Annotated in this window: 14 protein-coding genes; 2 read left to right on the top strand and 12 right to left on the bottom strand. The window is 39.0% G+C overall.

The window, feature by feature from the left end; all coding sequences use genetic code 11:
• Positions 1-52: 52 nt before the first annotated feature.
• From I6F49_RS13015 to I6F49_RS12995, 5 genes are all read right to left on the bottom strand, one after another.
• Positions 53-3454: a chromosome segregation SMC family protein gene (locus I6F49_RS13015; protein ID WP_197180873.1), complete on the bottom strand. Its 3402-nt coding sequence runs from the start codon at positions 3452-3454 to the stop codon at positions 53-55.
• 68 nt (positions 3455-3522) lie between these two features.
• Positions 3523-4254 (bottom strand): RNA methyltransferase, encoded by a 732-nt coding sequence (locus I6F49_RS13010; RefSeq protein ID WP_197180871.1) that lies wholly within the window; start codon positions 4252-4254, stop codon positions 3523-3525.
• 78 nt (positions 4255-4332) lie between these two features.
• Complete coding sequence (locus tag I6F49_RS13005) at positions 4333-6381, bottom strand: FUSC family protein (RefSeq protein WP_197180869.1); 2049 nt, start codon at positions 6379-6381, stop codon at positions 4333-4335.
• A gap of 10 nt (positions 6382-6391) precedes the next feature.
• Entirely contained in the window at positions 6392-7252 is an 861-nt protein-coding gene (locus I6F49_RS13000) for an efflux RND transporter periplasmic adaptor subunit (protein WP_197180867.1), read from the bottom strand.
• Between the two features lie 5 nt (positions 7253-7257).
• Positions 7258-7461: a DUF1656 domain-containing protein gene (locus tag I6F49_RS12995; RefSeq protein ID WP_024600681.1), complete on the bottom strand. Its 204-nt coding sequence runs from the start codon at positions 7459-7461 to the stop codon at positions 7258-7260.
• Positions 7462-7695: 234 nt separating this feature from the next.
• On the opposite strand from I6F49_RS12995, the gene I6F49_RS12990 reads away from it, so the two are divergent.
• Together I6F49_RS12990 and I6F49_RS12985 are read left to right on the top strand one after the other, a co-directional pair.
• Complete coding sequence (locus I6F49_RS12990; RefSeq protein WP_197180865.1) at positions 7696-8805, top strand: YjgN family protein; 1110 nt, start codon at positions 7696-7698, stop codon at positions 8803-8805.
• 9 nt (positions 8806-8814) lie between these two features.
• Positions 8815-9837 (top strand): M48 family metallopeptidase, encoded by a 1023-nt coding sequence (locus I6F49_RS12985; protein WP_197180864.1) that lies wholly within the window; start codon positions 8815-8817, stop codon positions 9835-9837.
• 48 nt (positions 9838-9885) lie between these two features.
• Here the strand turns inward: I6F49_RS12985 and speB are convergent, their stop codons facing one another.
• From speB to I6F49_RS12950, 7 genes are all read right to left on the bottom strand, one after another.
• Complete coding sequence (speB, locus tag I6F49_RS12980) at positions 9886-10809, bottom strand: agmatinase (RefSeq protein ID WP_197180862.1); 924 nt, start codon at positions 10807-10809, stop codon at positions 9886-9888.
• Between the two features lie 3 nt (positions 10810-10812).
• Entirely contained in the window at positions 10813-12726 is a 1914-nt protein-coding gene (gene speA, locus I6F49_RS12975) for a biosynthetic arginine decarboxylase (protein ID WP_197180860.1), read from the bottom strand.
• A 257-nt stretch (positions 12727-12983) separates the two neighbouring features.
• On the bottom strand, positions 12984-13481 hold the full coding sequence (locus I6F49_RS12970) for a hypothetical protein (protein ID WP_197180858.1): 498 nt from the start codon (positions 13479-13481) through the stop codon (positions 12984-12986).
• 72 nt (positions 13482-13553) lie between these two features.
• Positions 13554-13886 (bottom strand): YnfA family protein, encoded by a 333-nt coding sequence (locus tag I6F49_RS12965; RefSeq protein WP_197180856.1) that lies wholly within the window; start codon positions 13884-13886, stop codon positions 13554-13556.
• 62 nt (positions 13887-13948) lie between these two features.
• Positions 13949-14818 (bottom strand): MYG1 family protein, encoded by an 870-nt coding sequence (locus I6F49_RS12960; protein WP_197180854.1) that lies wholly within the window; start codon positions 14816-14818, stop codon positions 13949-13951.
• Positions 14819-15062: 244 nt separating this feature from the next.
• Positions 15063-15524, bottom strand: coding sequence for a GNAT family N-acetyltransferase (locus I6F49_RS12955; protein WP_166419114.1), 462 nt, complete (start codon positions 15522-15524; stop codon positions 15063-15065).
• Between the two features lie 187 nt (positions 15525-15711).
• Positions 15712-17976 (bottom strand): sensor domain-containing phosphodiesterase, encoded by a 2265-nt coding sequence (locus I6F49_RS12950; RefSeq protein WP_166419115.1) that lies wholly within the window; start codon positions 17974-17976, stop codon positions 15712-15714.
• Between the last annotated feature and the right edge of the window lie 15 nt (positions 17977-17991).

Below are 17991 nucleotides of genomic sequence, written 5' to 3'. Positions count from 1 at the left end.
TATGCCTAAAGCCTGTATATTAATTAAAAACTAATACACTTGTTATAAAAATTTATACGTGTGCAAGTTGCACAGCTTGTTCTATATCTACAGCAACCATACGCGATACGCCAGGTTCTGCCATAGTAACACCCGTTAATCTACCTGCCATTTCCATCGCAATTTTATTATGACTAATATAAATAAACTGCACAGATTGTGACATTTCTTCAACCAAACGACAAAAACGCACAACGTTGGCATCATCTAATGGTGCATCTACTTCGTCCAGCATACAGAAAGGAGCTGGATTGAGCCTGAATATAGAAAACACTAATGATAATGCGGTCAGCGCTTTTTCTCCACCACTTAACAAATGAATTGTTGAATTTTTCTTTCCAGGTGGTCGTGCCATTATACTAACACCACTTTCGAGTAAATCGTCACTGGTTAATTCTAAATACGCGCTCCCGCCACCAAAAACTTTAGGAAAAAGCTCTGCAAAGTCTTCGTTAACTTGATCGAACGTCGCTTTAAAGCGTGTTTTAGTCTCACTATCAATTTTACGAATAGCCCCTTCAAGAGTACTTAACGCTTTGGTTAAGTCATCTAATTGATTATCAAGATAATCACTACGGGCTTTAGCTAAATCAAACTCTTCTATTGCCGCTAAATTTACCGCGCCTAATTTTTCTAACTGATTAGTAAATCCGGCTAACTGATTTTGCGCTGCACTTAAGTTCAATGAATCAGGTAATTCATCGAGTATTGCTTTTAAACTTTGCTTTAAATCTTCTAATGGTTCGAGGGCAAGCTGCGCTTTTATAAGTAAACTTTGTTCTTCAATTGTTAGCTTTTGATGTTGCTCTTGCAAGCCCACCAGCTCACCTTGTGAATTTTTAAGGCTTGCTTGCTTAGTGTTTAAGCTTTCTTTGGCTTGAACTAATTCTTTTTGAAGTAATACCAGCGCCTGTTCACCTTTTTGATGCTGCGCTAAAAGCTGCGTTATTTTATCGCTAAGCGCTTGCTCGGGTATAAGTAGTTCTTCTATTTCATTAAGTAATTCTTGTGCGCCTTCAGAGGCACTAACATGCTCTTGCTCTGCATGGCTGAGTTTAGTTTGGCTTAACTGCCATTCACTGCGTGCCTTTTGCTCAGTGAGCGTTGCCTTATGCGCTTGCGTTTTATATTGCTCAAGCATGCTTAATGCTTCGCTATAATTTTTATCACTTTGTGAGCGCAGGCTATTCGCAGCGTCTACCTCATCCGTTAAGCTAAGTTGTTGCTTATTTAAGACTTCAAATTGCGTAGTTTGTTCATCAAGCACGGTATTTAATTGCAAATGCTGAGTGGTTAACTGCTGCTTTTGCTGCTGTATTTTTTCAAGCTGCAGCTTAAATTGCGCTACTTGCTGCACAAGCATATCGCTTCGCGTACTACCTACCGCTATATTTTGCGCAAGTTCATGTATCGCTTCTTTTAGCTCGCTCTGCTCGTTAGTTAACTTTACTTGCTTGGCTGTATGTTCATCACGAGTCGATGTTATGTGCTTTAGCTCATCCTCGGCACTAGTTAACTGCTGAGCTTTATCCTGTAATTGCTTATGCTTTAAAAGTAATGAGTTTTCGGCATTGCGATCGGCGCTTACATGCCAATTTCGACCATATAATGCACCACTTTTATCCATAACGGCTGTATAAAAATCATCTTTTAGCAGGGTTAAATCACCGCTCTCGCTATAAGCAATACGCGTTAAATGTTCTGGATACACGCCGCTTGTTATGAATGCCGCTAAGCTATTTTCAGCAATGTGCTTAGTACTAATTGGCCACACACTATTATCAGCTTGCTGCTCACTTACATTTAAATGCTCTAGCGATTTAAGTGCTTGCTCTATTAAGGGCTCAAAGCCTTCTTCAACACTTAGCTGATTAAACAACACATTAATTTTTTCATTTTCTTCATCAAGCCCTAATGTACTTTTAAGCCCAGTTATACTGGCTTTTAACTCATTTATTGCTTGAGTAAGTGCTGAGTATTGCTTTTGTGAGTTATTAACACGCTCATTTTGTAATTCAAGCTTAGCACTGCACTGTGTATGCGCTGTTTGTTTAGCGGCCAGTTCTTGAGTTAATGTTTGTGTTTGCTGTGTTTGCTGCGTTAATTGTTGTTCTACATCGCTACTTTGTAAGTCAGTAAGCTGCGCATTTAACTGATCAATTTGCTCGTTAACGTGGCTTATTTGCTGCTGAGTTTGTTTAATGTGACTGCTATGCAGTTGCGCATTATTATTGAGTTGTTGCTGTTGCTCACACAAAGCTTGCCAGTGAGTGTTACGGCGCTGCTTCAGTGCTAATAATTCCTCAAGCTCATGCGTTAACTTCCTAACTTGCTCTTCGCACACTAGGCTGTTTTCACTTGCCTCTTGCAGGGCTTCATTTAGTTGCTCGCACACAATTTGCTGCTGCGTTTTAACTTCAGTGCTATGGGTTTGGCGTTGCTGTAATTTAATTAAATTTTGTTTAAGCGTTTGAGTTTGTTGCTTTACATTTATTTGCTGTTGCTCAGCGCGGGTAAGCTCGGTGTGTATTACATGTTGCTGATGTTGTGCATCGCTTAGTTTATCTTGCTGAGCTTGTACTTGCCCTTCTAAGCTTGCAAGTACATCGTCATGCCCTGAGTTAGCTGTTTTAAAAAACGAAATCTGATCGTTCAGCTTTTTAATTTGGACACTTTTTTCAAGCTGCTGCTGATGTAACTTTTGCCATTTTAAAACCGCAATTTGCCCTTTTAACGTTCGCTCTTGCGCTTTTAACTCGCGGTATTTTTTTGCATCAACTGACTGCACAGCGAGTTTATCTAACTGGCTTTGCAGCTCTTTACGCACATCGAGTAAACGTTCAAGGTTTTCGCGGGTGCTTTTTATACGAGTTTGTGTTTCGCGGCGGCGCTCTTTGTATTTAGAAACGCCAGCGGCTTCTTCTAAAAATACGCGCAGCTCTTGTGGTTTGCTTTCTATTAAGCGCGAGATCATGCCTTGTTCAATAATCGCGTAGCTTCGCGGACCAAGGCCAGTACCTAAAAATATATCGGTAATATCGCGCTTACGGCATTTACTACCATTTAAAAAATATAGTGACTGCCCGTCGCGCGTTACTAAACGCTTAATGGCAATTTGGTTTCTGTCGGCAAATGTATTTGAAGGATTACCTTTGTCGTTATCAAAAACAAGCTCTACGGAGGCCTGCGATATGGCTTTACGATTAGTTGAGCCATTAAAAATAACGTCGGTCATGGCATCGCCACGCAGATTTTTAGCAGAGCTTTCACCTAGCACCCATCGCACTGCATCAATAACGTTCGATTTGCCACAGCCATTAGGGCCTACAACACACGTCATTTGATCAGGAAATGGAATTTTAGTGGGCTCTACAAACGATTTAAAGCCCGCTAATTTAATAGTGCTTAAGCGCATCTTATTGTTATTACCAATTTATTATTGTTATTTGTCATAAACAATTTAACCCATAATTTACTAATAGATTAAGCTTGTCGTTTGAAGTTATCTAAAATAATACCGGTTGCCATTGCAACATTAAGCGACTCTGCTCCACCAAAAGCGGGAATGGTGATTTTATTGGTCACTAAATTTGCACATTCCTCGCGTATACCATGCGACTCACTGCCCATTAGTAAAACGCCTGAGCCCGTAAATTGGGTTTTATGTACACTTTGCCCATCTAAAAAAGCACCATAAACAGGTAGGTTTAAAGACTGTAAATACTCAGGTAAATCAACTTGGCTTACCGACACCCTTACAAATGAGCCCATTGTGGCGCTAATTGTTTTAGGGTTGTAAGCGTCAGCGCTGTCGGTGCTAGTTACTATATGTTTAATGCCGTACCAATCAGCCACTCTAATTATAGTGCCTAAATTACCTGGGTCTGACACGCCATCAAGCGCGAGTATTAAGCCATTGGCTTTAGGTAGCTCTGCATTTGGCATATCAACAATAGCAATAGCTGCATTATTACTCACTAATGTACTGGCTTTAGTAAGAGACTCTTCATCCGCTTCAATAAAATTAGCGTGCTGATATTTACCTTGGTACGTACTTATAAATTCATCAGTAGCAAAAATATTAACCGCATTTAATGGGCTGTTTAATAACTCAAGTACGTTTTTTTCACCCTGTACAAGGTATTGATTATATTGCTTTCGGTACTTTTTTTGGCCAAGTTGGCGAATAAGCTTGAGTTGGTTTTTTGAAATCATAACAGCCCCATAAAATTATCCGCCCAGTATAACAGATTTAGCAATCACTTCTGAACTTCAAAAATACAAAAGTGCTTATTAAGCGACATCTAAACTCGCTATTTTTTTAGCGCTTCTCTCAAAAGTGAGATTAATGCGCATAAACATCCCTTTAATGGTTTCTACTTGGCTACTTTCACCTGCTGCATCTACTAGCTCTGCGTATAAGGCGTCCGATTTATTTTTAAACTCATTACTACACTTACCTTTAGTAGCTAATAAAAAAGCATCTGCAAGGGATTGCTGCCAGCTAATAAGTTGCTTTAAATCCTTACCCGCTAGATTTGTACAAATTGACTGCAAGCGAATAGATGCATGCCCTACATTTAAAGCCGTTAAGGCTAAATCGGTAATAGCGCGTGAATGCGACCCTTGATCGTAGTTAGTTAAGCGCAGTAAGCGGTCAGACATTCTACGGTTATACCAAATAGCTGGTGTTCGCTGCTGATGTATTTGAAGCAAATCTTGATGAGTTGTTTTAAACACTCTATGCACAAGCAAGCGTACACTGGGCCCTGTTATTAAATGAAATACCCAAAACAAAATACTCACACCTGTAAAAATAGCCATGGCAGCGCTTAATGTATAGTCGATAGAAAACGCTAAGCTCATATCGGTGCTTGGACGCACTAAAATAGAAAACGGAATACAAAACCCTAAACCGTAAGGTAGTGTAGCTCTATCGCCAAGCAGTAGTAATCCTAAAAAGTAAGGGCCTGCTAGCACTAAAATTAAAATCTCTAATTGCCCACCACTTTGCGATAATAAATTAAGCGCGTAAAAAATAGTTACAATTGATGCGACCACTATGCCAATAAGTAGGCGCTTTATTACCACCTTTAACATGGCAAGCGGAATACGCGCTAACATGATTGAAAAAATTACCGGTAAAATCATGATCATTAATGCAGCTGACGAGCCTGTACTTATCCAAATGCATGCGCCAATAACAAAAACGAGACTCGTTCTAAGCCCTACAAAAATACCTGCTAGCGGGTCGCGATAAGTAAGCATACTTGGGGCATTTAGTAAGCTTTTGTCTCGCTCCTCAAGTGCCTTATAAGCTTTTAGTAAAACGGTTAACTCTGAGGCCACTTCTAACGCGAGTGACAGCATATGAGATTCAAAGGGAGAGTCTGTTTGGTTATCAGCTTTAAGGGCTGTTAAGTTTTTTCTGTATGTTTTTACTTCACCCGCGCAATACTCAAAACAATCTGACTTTGCAATATTGCATAAAACATCACTTAAGTTTTGCATTAGCTTGGTTAAGTCGGGGGTGATTAGCTCAGTGTGGCTGCGCTGTAAACGACCAAATATTTGTATTAAAGCAAGTAACGAGAGCACTTTTTGCGAAACTTGGTTAGCAGCGCGCGAACGACCAGGGCCTTTCGGGCCTTCGTACCTTACAGCACTTGAGTCTTCGTTTATTACGCCCAGTGTGGCCATAATTCCATCGATTTGCTGATGACGTTTTTCGTGGGTGCCTTTTGTGTCTATTTCGGTAACTAGGTAGTTAAGTGCTTGGTTAATAACAGAGCGAGCTTGAACCTGTAATGTCTCTTTAACTTTAACTGGCCAAAATAAATGGCTAACTAACCCCGCACAAATAGACCCAACCACTATCTCGCTCATACGCGATTGTGCTATATCAAACACAGCTTGGCTGCTTACTGTTGTTGGGTTTGCCATAACTAAAAGTACTATAATTTCGGCCGTTACAGCTGCCATTGCAAAAGCATAAACAAAATTAGCTTGGCGCACCATTGCCGAAAGCGCTGAATTTAACCCAAGCCACAATGCTAAAGTCCCAAGCGCTAAATAAGGGTAAGGCATAAGCTGAGTAAGCAGCAATATACCAAATAAGCCACCAATAATAGTGCCTACAATTTGGCAAATTGCTTTTTCTACAACTAAACCGCTTTCTGGCCGTAACTGCAAAAATATAGCTGATACTAGTGCCCAATAAGGCCTATCAAGATTGAGATACATAGCAACGCTTAACGACATTGCCATAGCAATAACGCCTTTTGTTGCAAAAATAATGGCCTGTTTTTTAGGAAAAAACAAATTCCTCAATACATCACCCAAGGCGTTCTCCCTACTGAGTATTGAGGTGTATTGTGGCGGTCATTCCGGCGCTAAGCTGAATATCCTCAGGCACCGAATCTAGTTTTATATCAACAGGAATTCGCTGTGATAAACGCACCCAGTTAAATGTTTGCTGTACCACGGGTAAAAGCTGTGTATTACTTTGCGTGTTTGTATTCGCAATGGCTTTACCCACACTAATTACATGCCCGGTTAAAGCCTTGCCACCGCTTAACAGTGATATTTTAGCTTTTTGATTGTCATGGATTAAAGGAATTTTAGTTTCTTCAAAGTAACCCGTAACGTAAAACGAATCTGATTTTACAATGGCAAATACCGATGTGCCTTGAGCTACGTAATTACCTTGGCGTAAGTTTAAGTTAATAATTTGTCCACTAACGGGGGCATACACTTTTGTTCTATCAAAGTTAAGTTGAGCTAATGCTTGATCTGTTTTTGCAAGCTCATAATTGGCTTTTGCTATTTTTGAATTAATGCGTGTTGACTCAAGCCCTTCTTCACTAATTGCTTGCTGAGTGTTTAAACCTTTTCGGCGAGCTAGTTTATGTTTTGCCAACTCCCAAGTGTATAAAGCATTTTCAGTAGTCGCTTTACTCCTATCAAGTGCCGCTTGGTAGCGTTTGTTGTCAACACTAAAAAGTAAGTCACCTTTTTTTATATTTTGACCATCTTTAATGTTTAGCCCAGTTACCCACCCCGACACATCGGGCGAAACGGTGACTATTTCAGCTCGAATACGGCCGTCTCGAGTCCAAGGAGTATGCATGTAATCAGTCCATACCCATCGTCCTGCAAATACAGCGGCTATAACAACGATTATGGTTAAAAGTATACGTAGATATTTTGTCATCTAATTTATCTTCCACTGAGTAGGTAAACGGTTAAGGCCAAATAACAAATAAATAAAGACACCTCAAACCAGGCCACCTTCCAAATACGGTCGTGCCAATCTAAACGATGTAATATAAAACGTGTAATGGCTGTTAAAATAAAAGCGATAGGAAAGTAAATAATCAAAGGGCTAAACTCTACCCCGCCTAAAACAACAGCTTGCAGCATAATAAAAATCCATATGTGTTTAAAAACGGTTAAAAGTTGAGTGCGATAAAGCAGATATCTAATTATATTAATTTTGTGCTTAATTTAAAATTAATAGTCACACAGTTTTAAGCCTACTGCTATTACTTATAGTCTTTTAATCAGCTACTTGCAAAACTGTGGTGTTATTATAAACATTGAATTTTGCACCAAATTTAGGTAAATTAACAAAAAAACAACATGGATATAATTTTAATGGAATCAATACACCCTACTACCCCCGAAGCAAACCCACCAGTAAATGAGCCAGCTGAACCCATTTTTAGCGGAAAAGTGCAGTTTAGTGGTAAAGGCGGTGAGTTTTTTGGCATTTGGATTGTAAATATATTACTGAGTGTTATTACCCTCGGCATATACTCAGCGTGGGCTAAAGTACGTACACATCGCTACTTTTACGGTCATACTCGCATAGATGGTCATAGCTTTGACTACCTAGCAACGCCAATTCAAATTTTAAAAGGCCGGATTTTAGCGGTTATTGTGTTTTTTATTTATACATTCTCTATTAGCTTTATGCCTATACTTGGCCTGTTTATTGCTATTGGTTTTATCTTTTTAATGCCATGGATTATTAACCAAGGTTTACGTTTTAATTTGCGTATGACGCGCCATCGTAATGTTCGCTTTGCTTTTAAAGGCAGTTATGGCGAAGCCTTTGTTAACTTTATACTGTTACCTATAGCAAGCATATTTACGCTTTATTTATTAATGCCTTATGTTATAAAGCGTATTGATAGCTATATCCATAGCAACATTAGTTACGGCGACAAACCACTTACTGTAAATCTAAAAGGCGAAACCTATTACCTAACAGCGCTAATTTGTTTTGTGGTCAGCTCTATCACCATGGTGGTATTTATGGGGATTTTAGGATTATTTGGCCTCAACTTATTAGATGTTGAAAATGCACAAAACTTAGAAAACTCCCCTGCTATGGTTATGCTTCCTATATTTATGATGATTGCCTACGTACTGATGATTGCAATAGTTTCAGCTGTATGGCACGCCGCTATTCGTAATCACATTTTCGATAACAGCCACTTTGAAGGCGTTGCTACATTTAAATCAGAGCTAAAACCAGTTCCTTTCGCTGTTTTACTACTCACTAATATGTTGGCTATTGTATTTTCTTTAGGGCTTGCATACCCATGGACAAAAGTACGTACATCAAAAATGCTTGCCGATGTAACTAACGTCACTATTTATCCTGGTGCATTGAATCTGATTGATACCGCGCAGGATCAGCAATCATCATTTGCTGAAGAAGCTGCAAACGTATTCGATATTGACCTTTCTTTAACTTAAGAGCTCACTATGCATGTAAAGGGACATTTTTTCCCCAAAGCATCGAGTAACTATCAAGTGTGTGTTGCAACTATTAGCGACACACACATTGAAGTTATCAACGATGAACGCGTTATAGCTCGCCACGCAATCTCAAGTCTAAAATTAAGTTCGGGGATGGCAGGACTTGCTGACGAACTAAACTTTGAAGATGGTAGTCGTTTTATTCCACTAGATGTAAGTTACAGATGGCCATTTAAAGAAAATAACCATCACGTAATGGAGCGTCTTGAAAAAAGTAAATGGGCCATTTTAGCCGCCGTAATTTTTACGCCACTTTTTATGTGGTTAGTACTTTATAAAGCGGTACCGGCCATTGCTGTTTACAGTGTTGATACCCTGCCACGTAATGTTGTGGAACAAATGGGTGAGCAGAGTTTTACCCTTATTAAAAAAATTGCGCTTGACCCAAGTGAGCTGCCAGAAGAGCAGCAAGCTAAAGTACAAGCACACTTTAAAGATATGCTTAATGCGTTATCGCTTGATCAATCAGTTTATAGATTATCGTTTTATAAATCAGACAGCTTTGGCGCTAATGCATTCGCACTGCCCCATGGTCGCATAGTCGTCACCGATGAGTTAGCCAATTTACTTGCCGATAAACCCAATGCGCTAAAAGCGGTATTGCTACACGAAATGGGCCATGTAGTCCACCAGCATAGCGTTCGTATTACAGCGCAATCTGCCGCAAGTACGATTGTGTTAGCGGTTGTATTTGGTGATTTAGAAGGGGTTGCAGAGGTTGCATTAGGTACAGGTGCATCGTTTGCTCAGCAAGGGTTTTCACGTAATATGGAACGTGAAGCCGATAGCTTTGCACTCATACAACTTGAACACTTAGGATATTCGAGCAATGATTTTGCTGATGCAATTGAAGCACTGCAAAGTGCACATACTAGCGAAAACGAACATCTCGAAAAAGTGAATAACTTATTAGAGTATTTATCTAGCCACCCAAGTGCACAAGAGCGTATTGATAATGCTAGGAAATAAATATAAAAAAGGACACACGTAACGTGTGCCCTTTTACATTTAGCTTTATTAGTACTTATTTTTATGTGTCCACAAATGCAGTAATTCGCTCGCAATGGTTGCAGCGGCAATTGCGGTAAGCTCGCTTTGGTCATACGAAGGTGAAACTTCTACCACATCCATACCTACCATGTTTATGCCTTTAAGCGCACGCAGTACTTTAAGTACTTTATCTGACGTTAAACCACCACACACAGGAGTGCCTGTACCAGGCGCAAACGCAGGGTCTAAACAATCTATATCAAAGGTTAAGTAAACAGGTAGGTCACCTACTCGTTCGAGTATTTGCGCTGCAATATCATTTGCATGTAAATCGTTAGCTTGCATTGCATCAATTACAGCAAACTCGTGTTTACTTTGATCAAAGTCGGTACGAATACCTATTTGTATACTGTGCTCAACATCTATCAGCCCTTCCATTGGAGCATGATAAAACATAGTGCCGTGATCAAATCGCGAGCCATTGCTATAGGTATCGGTGTGCGCATCAAAATGTACTAACGCCATTTTGCCATGTATTTTTGCATGAGCACGTAATAGCGGAAGCGTCACAAAGTGATCGCCCCCTAAACCTAATAGCGTTTTACCTTGACGAAGTATTTGCTCAGCAGCCATTTCTAGTTGCGCAGTAAAATACTCAGGATCGCCAACAGGGTAAGTAAAGTCCCCTGCGTCTGCCACTTTTAAGCGTTCAAATAACGGAAACGTCCATGGGTACTTAGTGTATTCCCATGCTAAATGAACCGACGCTCTGCGAATTGCATCAGGGCCTAAACGTGCGCCAGGGCGACCCGATGTTGCTAAATCAAACGGTAAGCCTAAAACCACTACGTCTGCATCAATTGCATTAATATTTTGCACCATAGGACGACGTAAAAACGTCATCCCATTTGAGTACAATGAGTGATCTGCGTGACCAAACAAAGTCGACATTGCTTATAACTCTTCTAAATAAGTGTAGCCATCAAGGCCGCTTTGCAATTCGTCTAAAACGCTTTGCTGTTCGTGTTTTTCAAGTTTAGTGCTTACTAAGTGCTCGTATGATTGCTGAAAACTCTCAACATCTAAATGTACATAGCGCATCATATCGGCAACCGTATCGCCTTGGTTTATCTCGGTAATACTAGCAACTCCTTGCTCATCCATATTAACAATCGCGCTGTGCGTATCGCCAAATAAGTTATGCATATCACCTAAAATCTCTTGATAAGCACCCACCAAGAAAAAGCCCATTAAGTATGGTTTATCAGCACTAAACTCTGGTACTGGTAATGTACTTTCAATACCTTGTCCATCTACGTAATGCTCAAGTGCACCGTCTGAATCACAAGTTATATCAAGTAATACAGCACGTTTTTTTGGTGCTTCAGTTAAGCCACTTAATGGCAATACCGGAAACACCTGATCAATACCCCATGCATCTGGAAGCGATTGAAACAACGAGAAGTTTACAAAAAACTTATCGGCTAAACGTACGTTTAACTCGTCGATAATAGGACGATGAAAACGATTTTTATTATCCATGTGCTTGTTAAGTTCATAACAAATACGAATATTAATTTGCTCAGCCCATGCACGCTGCGATAAATCGAGTAAACCTAGTGCAAATTGGTTATGCGCTTCAGCTAAATCACCTTGGCTGTCGTGATAAATTTCAATTAATGCACGGTCATTTGTTAAGTCAGTTAACTGTACAAACGACGCCCACATGTTTTTTAATAAAAGTGGTGCATCTGCTACTGGCGCGATTAAATCTTCTGGCGTGTAACTCTCAGTACCAATAACATTAGAAATAAGCACAGCATGATGCGCTGTAAGCGCACGACCCGACTCAGAAATAATAGTCGGCATTGGTTGCTCATATTGCTTACATGTATCACCAATGGTGTACACAATGTTATTTGCATATTCAGCTAAGCTGTAATTCATAGAGTTATGCGATTGGCTACGTGTGCCGTCGTAATCAACAGCTAATCCACCACCTACATCAAGGCAATCAATTTCTGCGCCTAACTTACGTAGCTCACAGTAAAAACGCGCCGCTTCGCTTACACCTAAACGTACGTCACGAATGTTCGCCATTTGTGACCCTAAGTGAAAATGTACTAGCTGAAGTAAATCAAGCTGGTTTGCGTCTTTTAAACGATTAACTACATGTAAAACTTGCGATGCAGATAGACCAAATTTTGATTTTTCGCCGCCACTCGCTTGCCATTTACCTTTACCTTGCGATGCTAAACGTACACGAATACCAATGCGTGGTTTTACGTTAAGCTCTTTTGCTTGGCTAAGTACCATGTCTAGCTCAGAAAGCTTTTCAAGTACGATATACACTTTATGACCTAGCTTTTCGCCAATAAGTGCTAAACGTACGTATTCTTTATCTTTGTAGCCGTTACATACAATAACCGCGCTGGTTTTTTCAGCCAGTGCTAGTACCGTAAGTAGTTCAGGCTTGCTGCCTGCTTCTAAACCAAGTTGCTTTTTTTCTACTTGTGCTTGGCTTGCTACTATTTCTTCAACCACTTCACGTTGTTGGTTTACTTTTATTGGGTAAACTAATAGGTAGTCTTTAGGGTAACCATAGTTTTCGATCGCAGTATTAAATGCGCCGCATAAGCTGTGTACACGATGGTGTAAAATTTGCGGAAAACGAACTAAAGCCGGTAGGCTTAAACCTTTGTCTTGTAGTTGTTTTGCGATATCTGTTAATGCAATGGTTTGCTCTGGGGCATGTGCCTTTGGCGCCACATACACATCACCTTGATCATTAATACCAAAAAAACCTTGGCTCCAATGACGAACATTGTAGCTCGTACGAGCTTGTTCTAGTGATGTTGTTTCTTTCATTTATCTTTCTCTTTTATTTGATGAATGCCAATAGTGAGTATCGGCTGATTGCGCGCATTAAAAGAAAAATAGGGATTCAAGTCCAACAAGTATTTTTACTCGTAACGAGTAATTTTTAAGATTATAAATACCAGCTTTATTGTAAAACCAGTGAGCCCTTAATTAATAAGGCTTCGGTACTAATTAGCTTTATGATTAAACAGGGTATAGCGGGTCATGATGGTTAATTTTACTACCAGAAGTATATAAATTATTGCTTAATTGCTTGTTACTTTGGTTATTGAGTCTGCTTTTGAAGATGTAGATCCAAGTTTGCGCCATGCTTCGTACTGTTCACTTTTGAGCCATGTAATACCTATATACTCTTCCCAATTAACAAAATTAAGAGTTCTATAGCGCTCATCTGCGCAGCCACCAGCGCCAAAGGCTACTCTGCAAAGCGTCAATGTAAGATACATGCCATCGTATTTAAGCCGTTTATTACTTTGAGCTTCTGGGCAGCCAGACAATAACCGAGTAGGTATATTCAAAATAATGCTTGCTGTTTTTATACTGCCTTCACTAGCAACTCGAGTGATAGACGAGCAACCTTGTAAATAAAATTCATTGTTATTAATAACAACATCAGGCGTTAATGGCTCCCACCAAGGCGTAGGTATCGAGGTAATAACATTGGTTTTTAAAGGATTTTTACTACAAGCAGTTATCACAACAAGGTAGCCAAAGAGTAAAAACAGTGATTTGTAAATATTCATAGTTGGCTTCCTATCTCTGCAGTTTAATTTATTTGAGTATAGGATATTTTAACAAAAGGAAATTGGACGAGATTAAACACTTTTAGGTGCAAAAATAATAATGGCCATACCCAGTAAAGCAACAGCTCCACCAATAACATCCCACATAGTGAGTTTTACGCCATCAACAACCCATAACCATAATAGCGCAACGCAAATATATACGCCGCCATAAGCTGCATATACACGACCTGCTGCATCAGGGTGGAGAGATAATAACCAAGCAAATAAAGCTAAACTTAAAGCACCAGGAATTAAAAGTAATATACTTTTATCCTCTTTAAGCCAAAGATAAGGAAGGTAACAGCCAATAATTTCGGCAAGAGCAGTTATGACAAATAGCGCGATAGTTTTTACTTCAAACATAACGTTCTCACGTAATTTAATTAGCTAAGTAACGTACAAATGTTGTTACTTAGCTATTTTACTTATTCAGCTAATGCCATTGCGGCAAGCTTCATTGTACTTTCAAACGACTTAGTACCCGCTATAAATAAACCATTGTGACAGAACACAGCGTCTTCAATACCTGTTTCATCTACAAAAGATTCATCAGATAGGCCTGACCATGTTTTAGGAAGCGATTTTCTATCTTCAAATGAGCCTGGCTCAACTGGCACTGTTTGTAATATCCACTGCCCTGAATGCGACGGATAAACCATGTATAACGCATCGCTTGATAAAATATGCACTGTTTTTTTCCATGGGGTGTATTTTTCAAGCACGATTACTCGAGCATCTTCTGCATTTTCAATTGCTTTAGCAACAATCGCTTTTGCATTAACACTACCGTGAGCTGAAGCGATAAAACGCGTTAGCATACGCGCTGCAAATTCAACAGCCTCATCAAAACAGGCATCAAAGTTACTTTCTTCTTCCCATGTAGGGTTAAACATTGAAATTGTTTGGCTCAGTGTTATGCCCTCAACTACGCCTTTTACATAACCGCAGTCAATGGCATCAATAGTCGATACTAAACCAGAGTCAACTCTATCTGCTACTGCTTGATTATCATTACAAAGCATTAAACCGTACTTTTTCCAAATTAAACCAAATGATGAAAAAGGAGTACCATTTTCACGCTCACCCGCACCACCGCATTGATGGTGATCAAATCGACCTGTATCTGGGTTATATTCGCCGCCTACATCAACAACAATATCAGCACTTTCTATAAGCGCTTTATCGCGAGTACGAACAAGCTTAAACGCTGGCAAAATATGTTTAAGTACCGCAATACTAAAAACGTCGTCTGCATGAAAATTACCATTGTGGGTTACTACTGTTATTTCGCTCATTGGTTTATCGCTACTATTAGAAAAGATAAAAATTCTCGCTTTGTAAGTTAATTACTAATTATCGAGACAGATTTTATACGAAGACAGGTGTTAAAAACAGTGAAGTATTTTTTGCTTATCTATAAAAAGAGTTTTTATAGTGATTAGTTTTAAGAATAACGTTTATTGCAAGGTAATAATGGGTGATTGTAGGGAAGGATATTTACGACACGTTAAACTTTAACATGCCGCATAGCTAGTTAACTTATTGGCTAAGCCCTAGTTCCATAAATACACTTTGTGGATTATCGACATATGAGCCAAAGCTGCCACAACGTTTAAAGCCTAAATTTTCATATAAACTGATCGATTTAATTTGCTTTGGGCCTGTTTCTAAACGTATTAACGGGATTTGCTTTTCACCAGCTTGATGCAATAAAATTTGCATAATACGTCTCGATAGCCCTTTACCACGATGGCTTGGTTTAACGTACAAACGTCTTATTTCGCCATAAGGTTGAGTATCAAATTTCTCTACAATCGCACCGCAGGCTATAATTCCCTCTTCGGTTTTTAAACCAATAGCATATACATTAGGTGAGGTTAATTCGTCTAACTCAAGAGACTGCGCGGTAGCAACAGGATATAAAGAGTTTATAAGTCGGTCTATATCATCAAATACATTGACTACATCGGGGTCATTAGGGTTCAAATCGACTAACTGCATAAAGCTTCCATTCATTGTTATAAGTTGATTAAGCTTTAAATAATATATTTAAGCGGGCGTAGCTTAGCACTGTTTAACAAAAAAATCTTTAGGGGAGACTGCATTGTGAAATTTCATCACTAAGAGCAATAAATAATCCAGTACCAAAATGAGCAGTTAGATTATTGCTATTAAATTGCGTTGAGCTTTAAGTAATGAGATTGTGAGGCTTATTTTTAGCGTTATGCCATTTTAAATAGCGATCCTTATCCATTGGTTTTGCGATTAAGTAACCTTGCATCGAATCAATATTCATTTTTTTAAGTAAATTGTACTGCTCAGCGGTTTCTACACCTTCTGCCACTACCGCTAAGTTTAAGCTTTTTCCTAAGCTGATAATTGTTTGCGCGATATTAAAACCAATGTCATTGTCTAAAATTTTATCAATGAAGCTCTTATCTATTTTTAGTTCTTTAACAGGAAACGCACTTAAATAAGCTAAGCAAGAATACCCAGTTCCAAAATCATCAATCGAAAACAAAAAGCCTGCAGCAATAAGCTCTTTCATTTGTTTAATTGTATATTCTATATCGTTTGAGATCATCGACTCGGTTATTTCTAACTTAATTTGTGAAGCTCGAATATCAAACTCGCTTATAGTACTAAACAGCTCCTTTTTTAAATTTGATGAATTAAACTGACTTTGGCTAATATTAATTGAAACACAGAACGAATCGTCAATAGCGCTGGCTTCTTTAAGTTCATTAATTAAAATACATATATCGCGTAATACTGCATTTTGTAGTTTTTGTATAAGTCCGTACTGCTCGGCTATAGGTATAAATTCATTTGGTGCTATCAGGCCTCTTTGCGGATGGTTCCATCTAATTAGCGCTTCAGCTCCAATAATATCTCCGCAAGTATTAACTTGTGGCTGAAAATAAGCACAAAACTCATCAGAAGCAATAGCTCTAACAATGTCGGTTTCAAGCTCAGTTTGCTTTTCCAGCAGAGTTTGCGACGCAGGATCGTAAAAACTACTGCTGTTTCCGCCTTTCTTTTTAGAGCGATACATAGCAGTATCGGCAAACTTTAATATATTATCAGTTTGTGCATTTACGCTGTCTATTAGGCAAATACCTATGCTGCAACTTACTTGAAAGGCAAGTTCGCCGACTTCAAAATTATCATGAAACACGCTCTGAATTTTTTTAGTCACGGATTCGCATTCATAAATTGCCTGCTTTGTATTTTCACCTATGTCTTCAAGTAAAATAATAAACTCATCGCCACCGGCTCTAGCCAACGTGTCTGAGCTTTTGATTATGGCGTTTAATCTTTTTGATAGCTCTACAAGTACTTCGTCTCCGGCACTGTGCCCCAACGAATCATTAATACGCTTAAAGTTATCTAGGTCTAAAAATAATAAAGCTCCAATATTTTTTATACTTTTTATGCTCTCTACGCACGTGTTTAACCTATCACTAAGCATTCTTCTATTTGGCAGATTGGTGAGTGGGTCATAAAATGCGAGCTTATGAACTTCTTGCTCTGCTTTTTTCCTTATTGAAATATCCCTGGCCATCCATACAATATGCCTTTTTGTCGGGTTCTCAGGGTGGTAATGATCTAAAGCAGCGGCTCGTCCTTCAAAAACTATACTCCCCTTCGGGACATTTAATTCATATTCAAAGATTTGCATATCGTTAGTCGACAACGTTTTTGCAATGACTGCCATTATCATTTGCGCATCTTTTTGAGGAAGTAAGCCTTTAACATTTTCACCAATAATATCTACCGTCGACTCAAGCAGTAACTCATTAGAGGTACCATAAACATCGGTATATACGCCCTCTTCGCTTAAAATAAGGATGAGATCGGGCATTACTTTGGTAAAGGCTTTAAATTTTTCATTACTGTGCTGTAAATTAGCGACAAGCTGTTTTGCCTTTTCAAATTCGTTACTTTTTTCAAGAGCGATACTTGAAAAGTGTACAAAAAAATCTATTAATTCTAAATCTTGTTTTGATGGAATTTTAGGGCTGCTATGGTAAATAGCAAAGGTGCCTAACAAATCAGCTTGAGTTGACATAATAGGCGTTGACCAACATGACTTAAGATCAAACTTTAACGCTAAGTCTTTAAAGTCCTCCCACAGTGGTGAAGTTTCAATATTTTCTACAATTATGCGCGATTTCGAAAATGCAGCAGTACCACATGAACCCACTTTTGGCCCTATATAAACTCCATTAAGCAAACCACAGTACTCTGGATGAATATTTGGGGCTGCACAATGAAAAAGCTGCTCGCCTTTAGCTGATAAAATGGAACACCTAGCAGATTCATCATCCATAATTTTTTCTATCGATAAACAAATTTCAGTAAGCACCTCATTTAAAGGTGCCCCTAATGCAATTTTAGATAAAATGCCTTGCTGGTGAGATAATAACTTTTTTAACCTGTCCGTACCCATTTTTACTTGCTCGCA

The sequence above is a fragment of the Pseudoalteromonas sp. SWN166 genome, assembly GCF_015864485.1.
Classification (GTDB): Bacteria; Pseudomonadota; Gammaproteobacteria; order Enterobacterales; family Alteromonadaceae; genus Pseudoalteromonas.
The sequence above is the reverse complement of the archived record's forward strand: the minus strand, read 5'-3'. Positions and strand labels throughout refer to the sequence as shown.

Excerpts from the sequence above, each read along its gene's own strand:
- I6F49_RS12985 (WP_197180864.1), top strand. The coding sequence starts at position 8,815 with ATGCATGTAAAGGGACATTTTTTCCCCAAAGCATCGAGTAACTATCAA.
- I6F49_RS13015 (WP_197180873.1), bottom strand. The coding sequence starts at position 3,454 with ATGCGCTTAAGCACTATTAAATTAGCGGGCTTTAAATCGTTTGTAGAG.
- I6F49_RS12970 (WP_197180858.1), bottom strand. The coding sequence starts at position 13,481 with ATGAATATTTACAAATCACTGTTTTTACTCTTTGGCTACCTTGTTGTG.
- I6F49_RS12990 (WP_197180865.1), top strand. The coding sequence starts at position 7,696 with ATGGAATCAATACACCCTACTACCCCCGAAGCAAACCCACCAGTAAAT.
- I6F49_RS12960 (WP_197180854.1), bottom strand. The coding sequence starts at position 14,818 with ATGAGCGAAATAACAGTAGTAACCCACAATGGTAATTTTCATGCAGAC.
- I6F49_RS12995 (WP_024600681.1), bottom strand. The coding sequence starts at position 7,461 with ATGCTGCAAGCTGTTGTTTTAGGCGGGGTAGAGTTTAGCCCTTTGATT.
- speA (WP_197180860.1), bottom strand. The coding sequence starts at position 12,726 with ATGAAAGAAACAACATCACTAGAACAAGCTCGTACGAGCTACAATGTT.
- I6F49_RS12965 (WP_197180856.1), bottom strand. The coding sequence starts at position 13,886 with ATGTTTGAAGTAAAAACTATCGCGCTATTTGTCATAACTGCTCTTGCC.
- I6F49_RS12950 (WP_166419115.1), bottom strand. The coding sequence starts at position 17,976 with ATGGGTACGGACAGGTTAAAAAAGTTATTATCTCACCAGCAAGGCATT.
- I6F49_RS13010 (WP_197180871.1), bottom strand. The coding sequence starts at position 4,254 with ATGATTTCAAAAAACCAACTCAAGCTTATTCGCCAACTTGGCCAAAAA.
- I6F49_RS13000 (WP_197180867.1), bottom strand. The coding sequence starts at position 7,252 with ATGACAAAATATCTACGTATACTTTTAACCATAATCGTTGTTATAGCC.
- speB (WP_197180862.1), bottom strand. The coding sequence starts at position 10,809 with ATGTCGACTTTGTTTGGTCACGCAGATCACTCATTGTACTCAAATGGG.
- I6F49_RS12955 (WP_166419114.1), bottom strand. The coding sequence starts at position 15,524 with ATGCAGTTAGTCGATTTGAACCCTAATGACCCCGATGTAGTCAATGTA.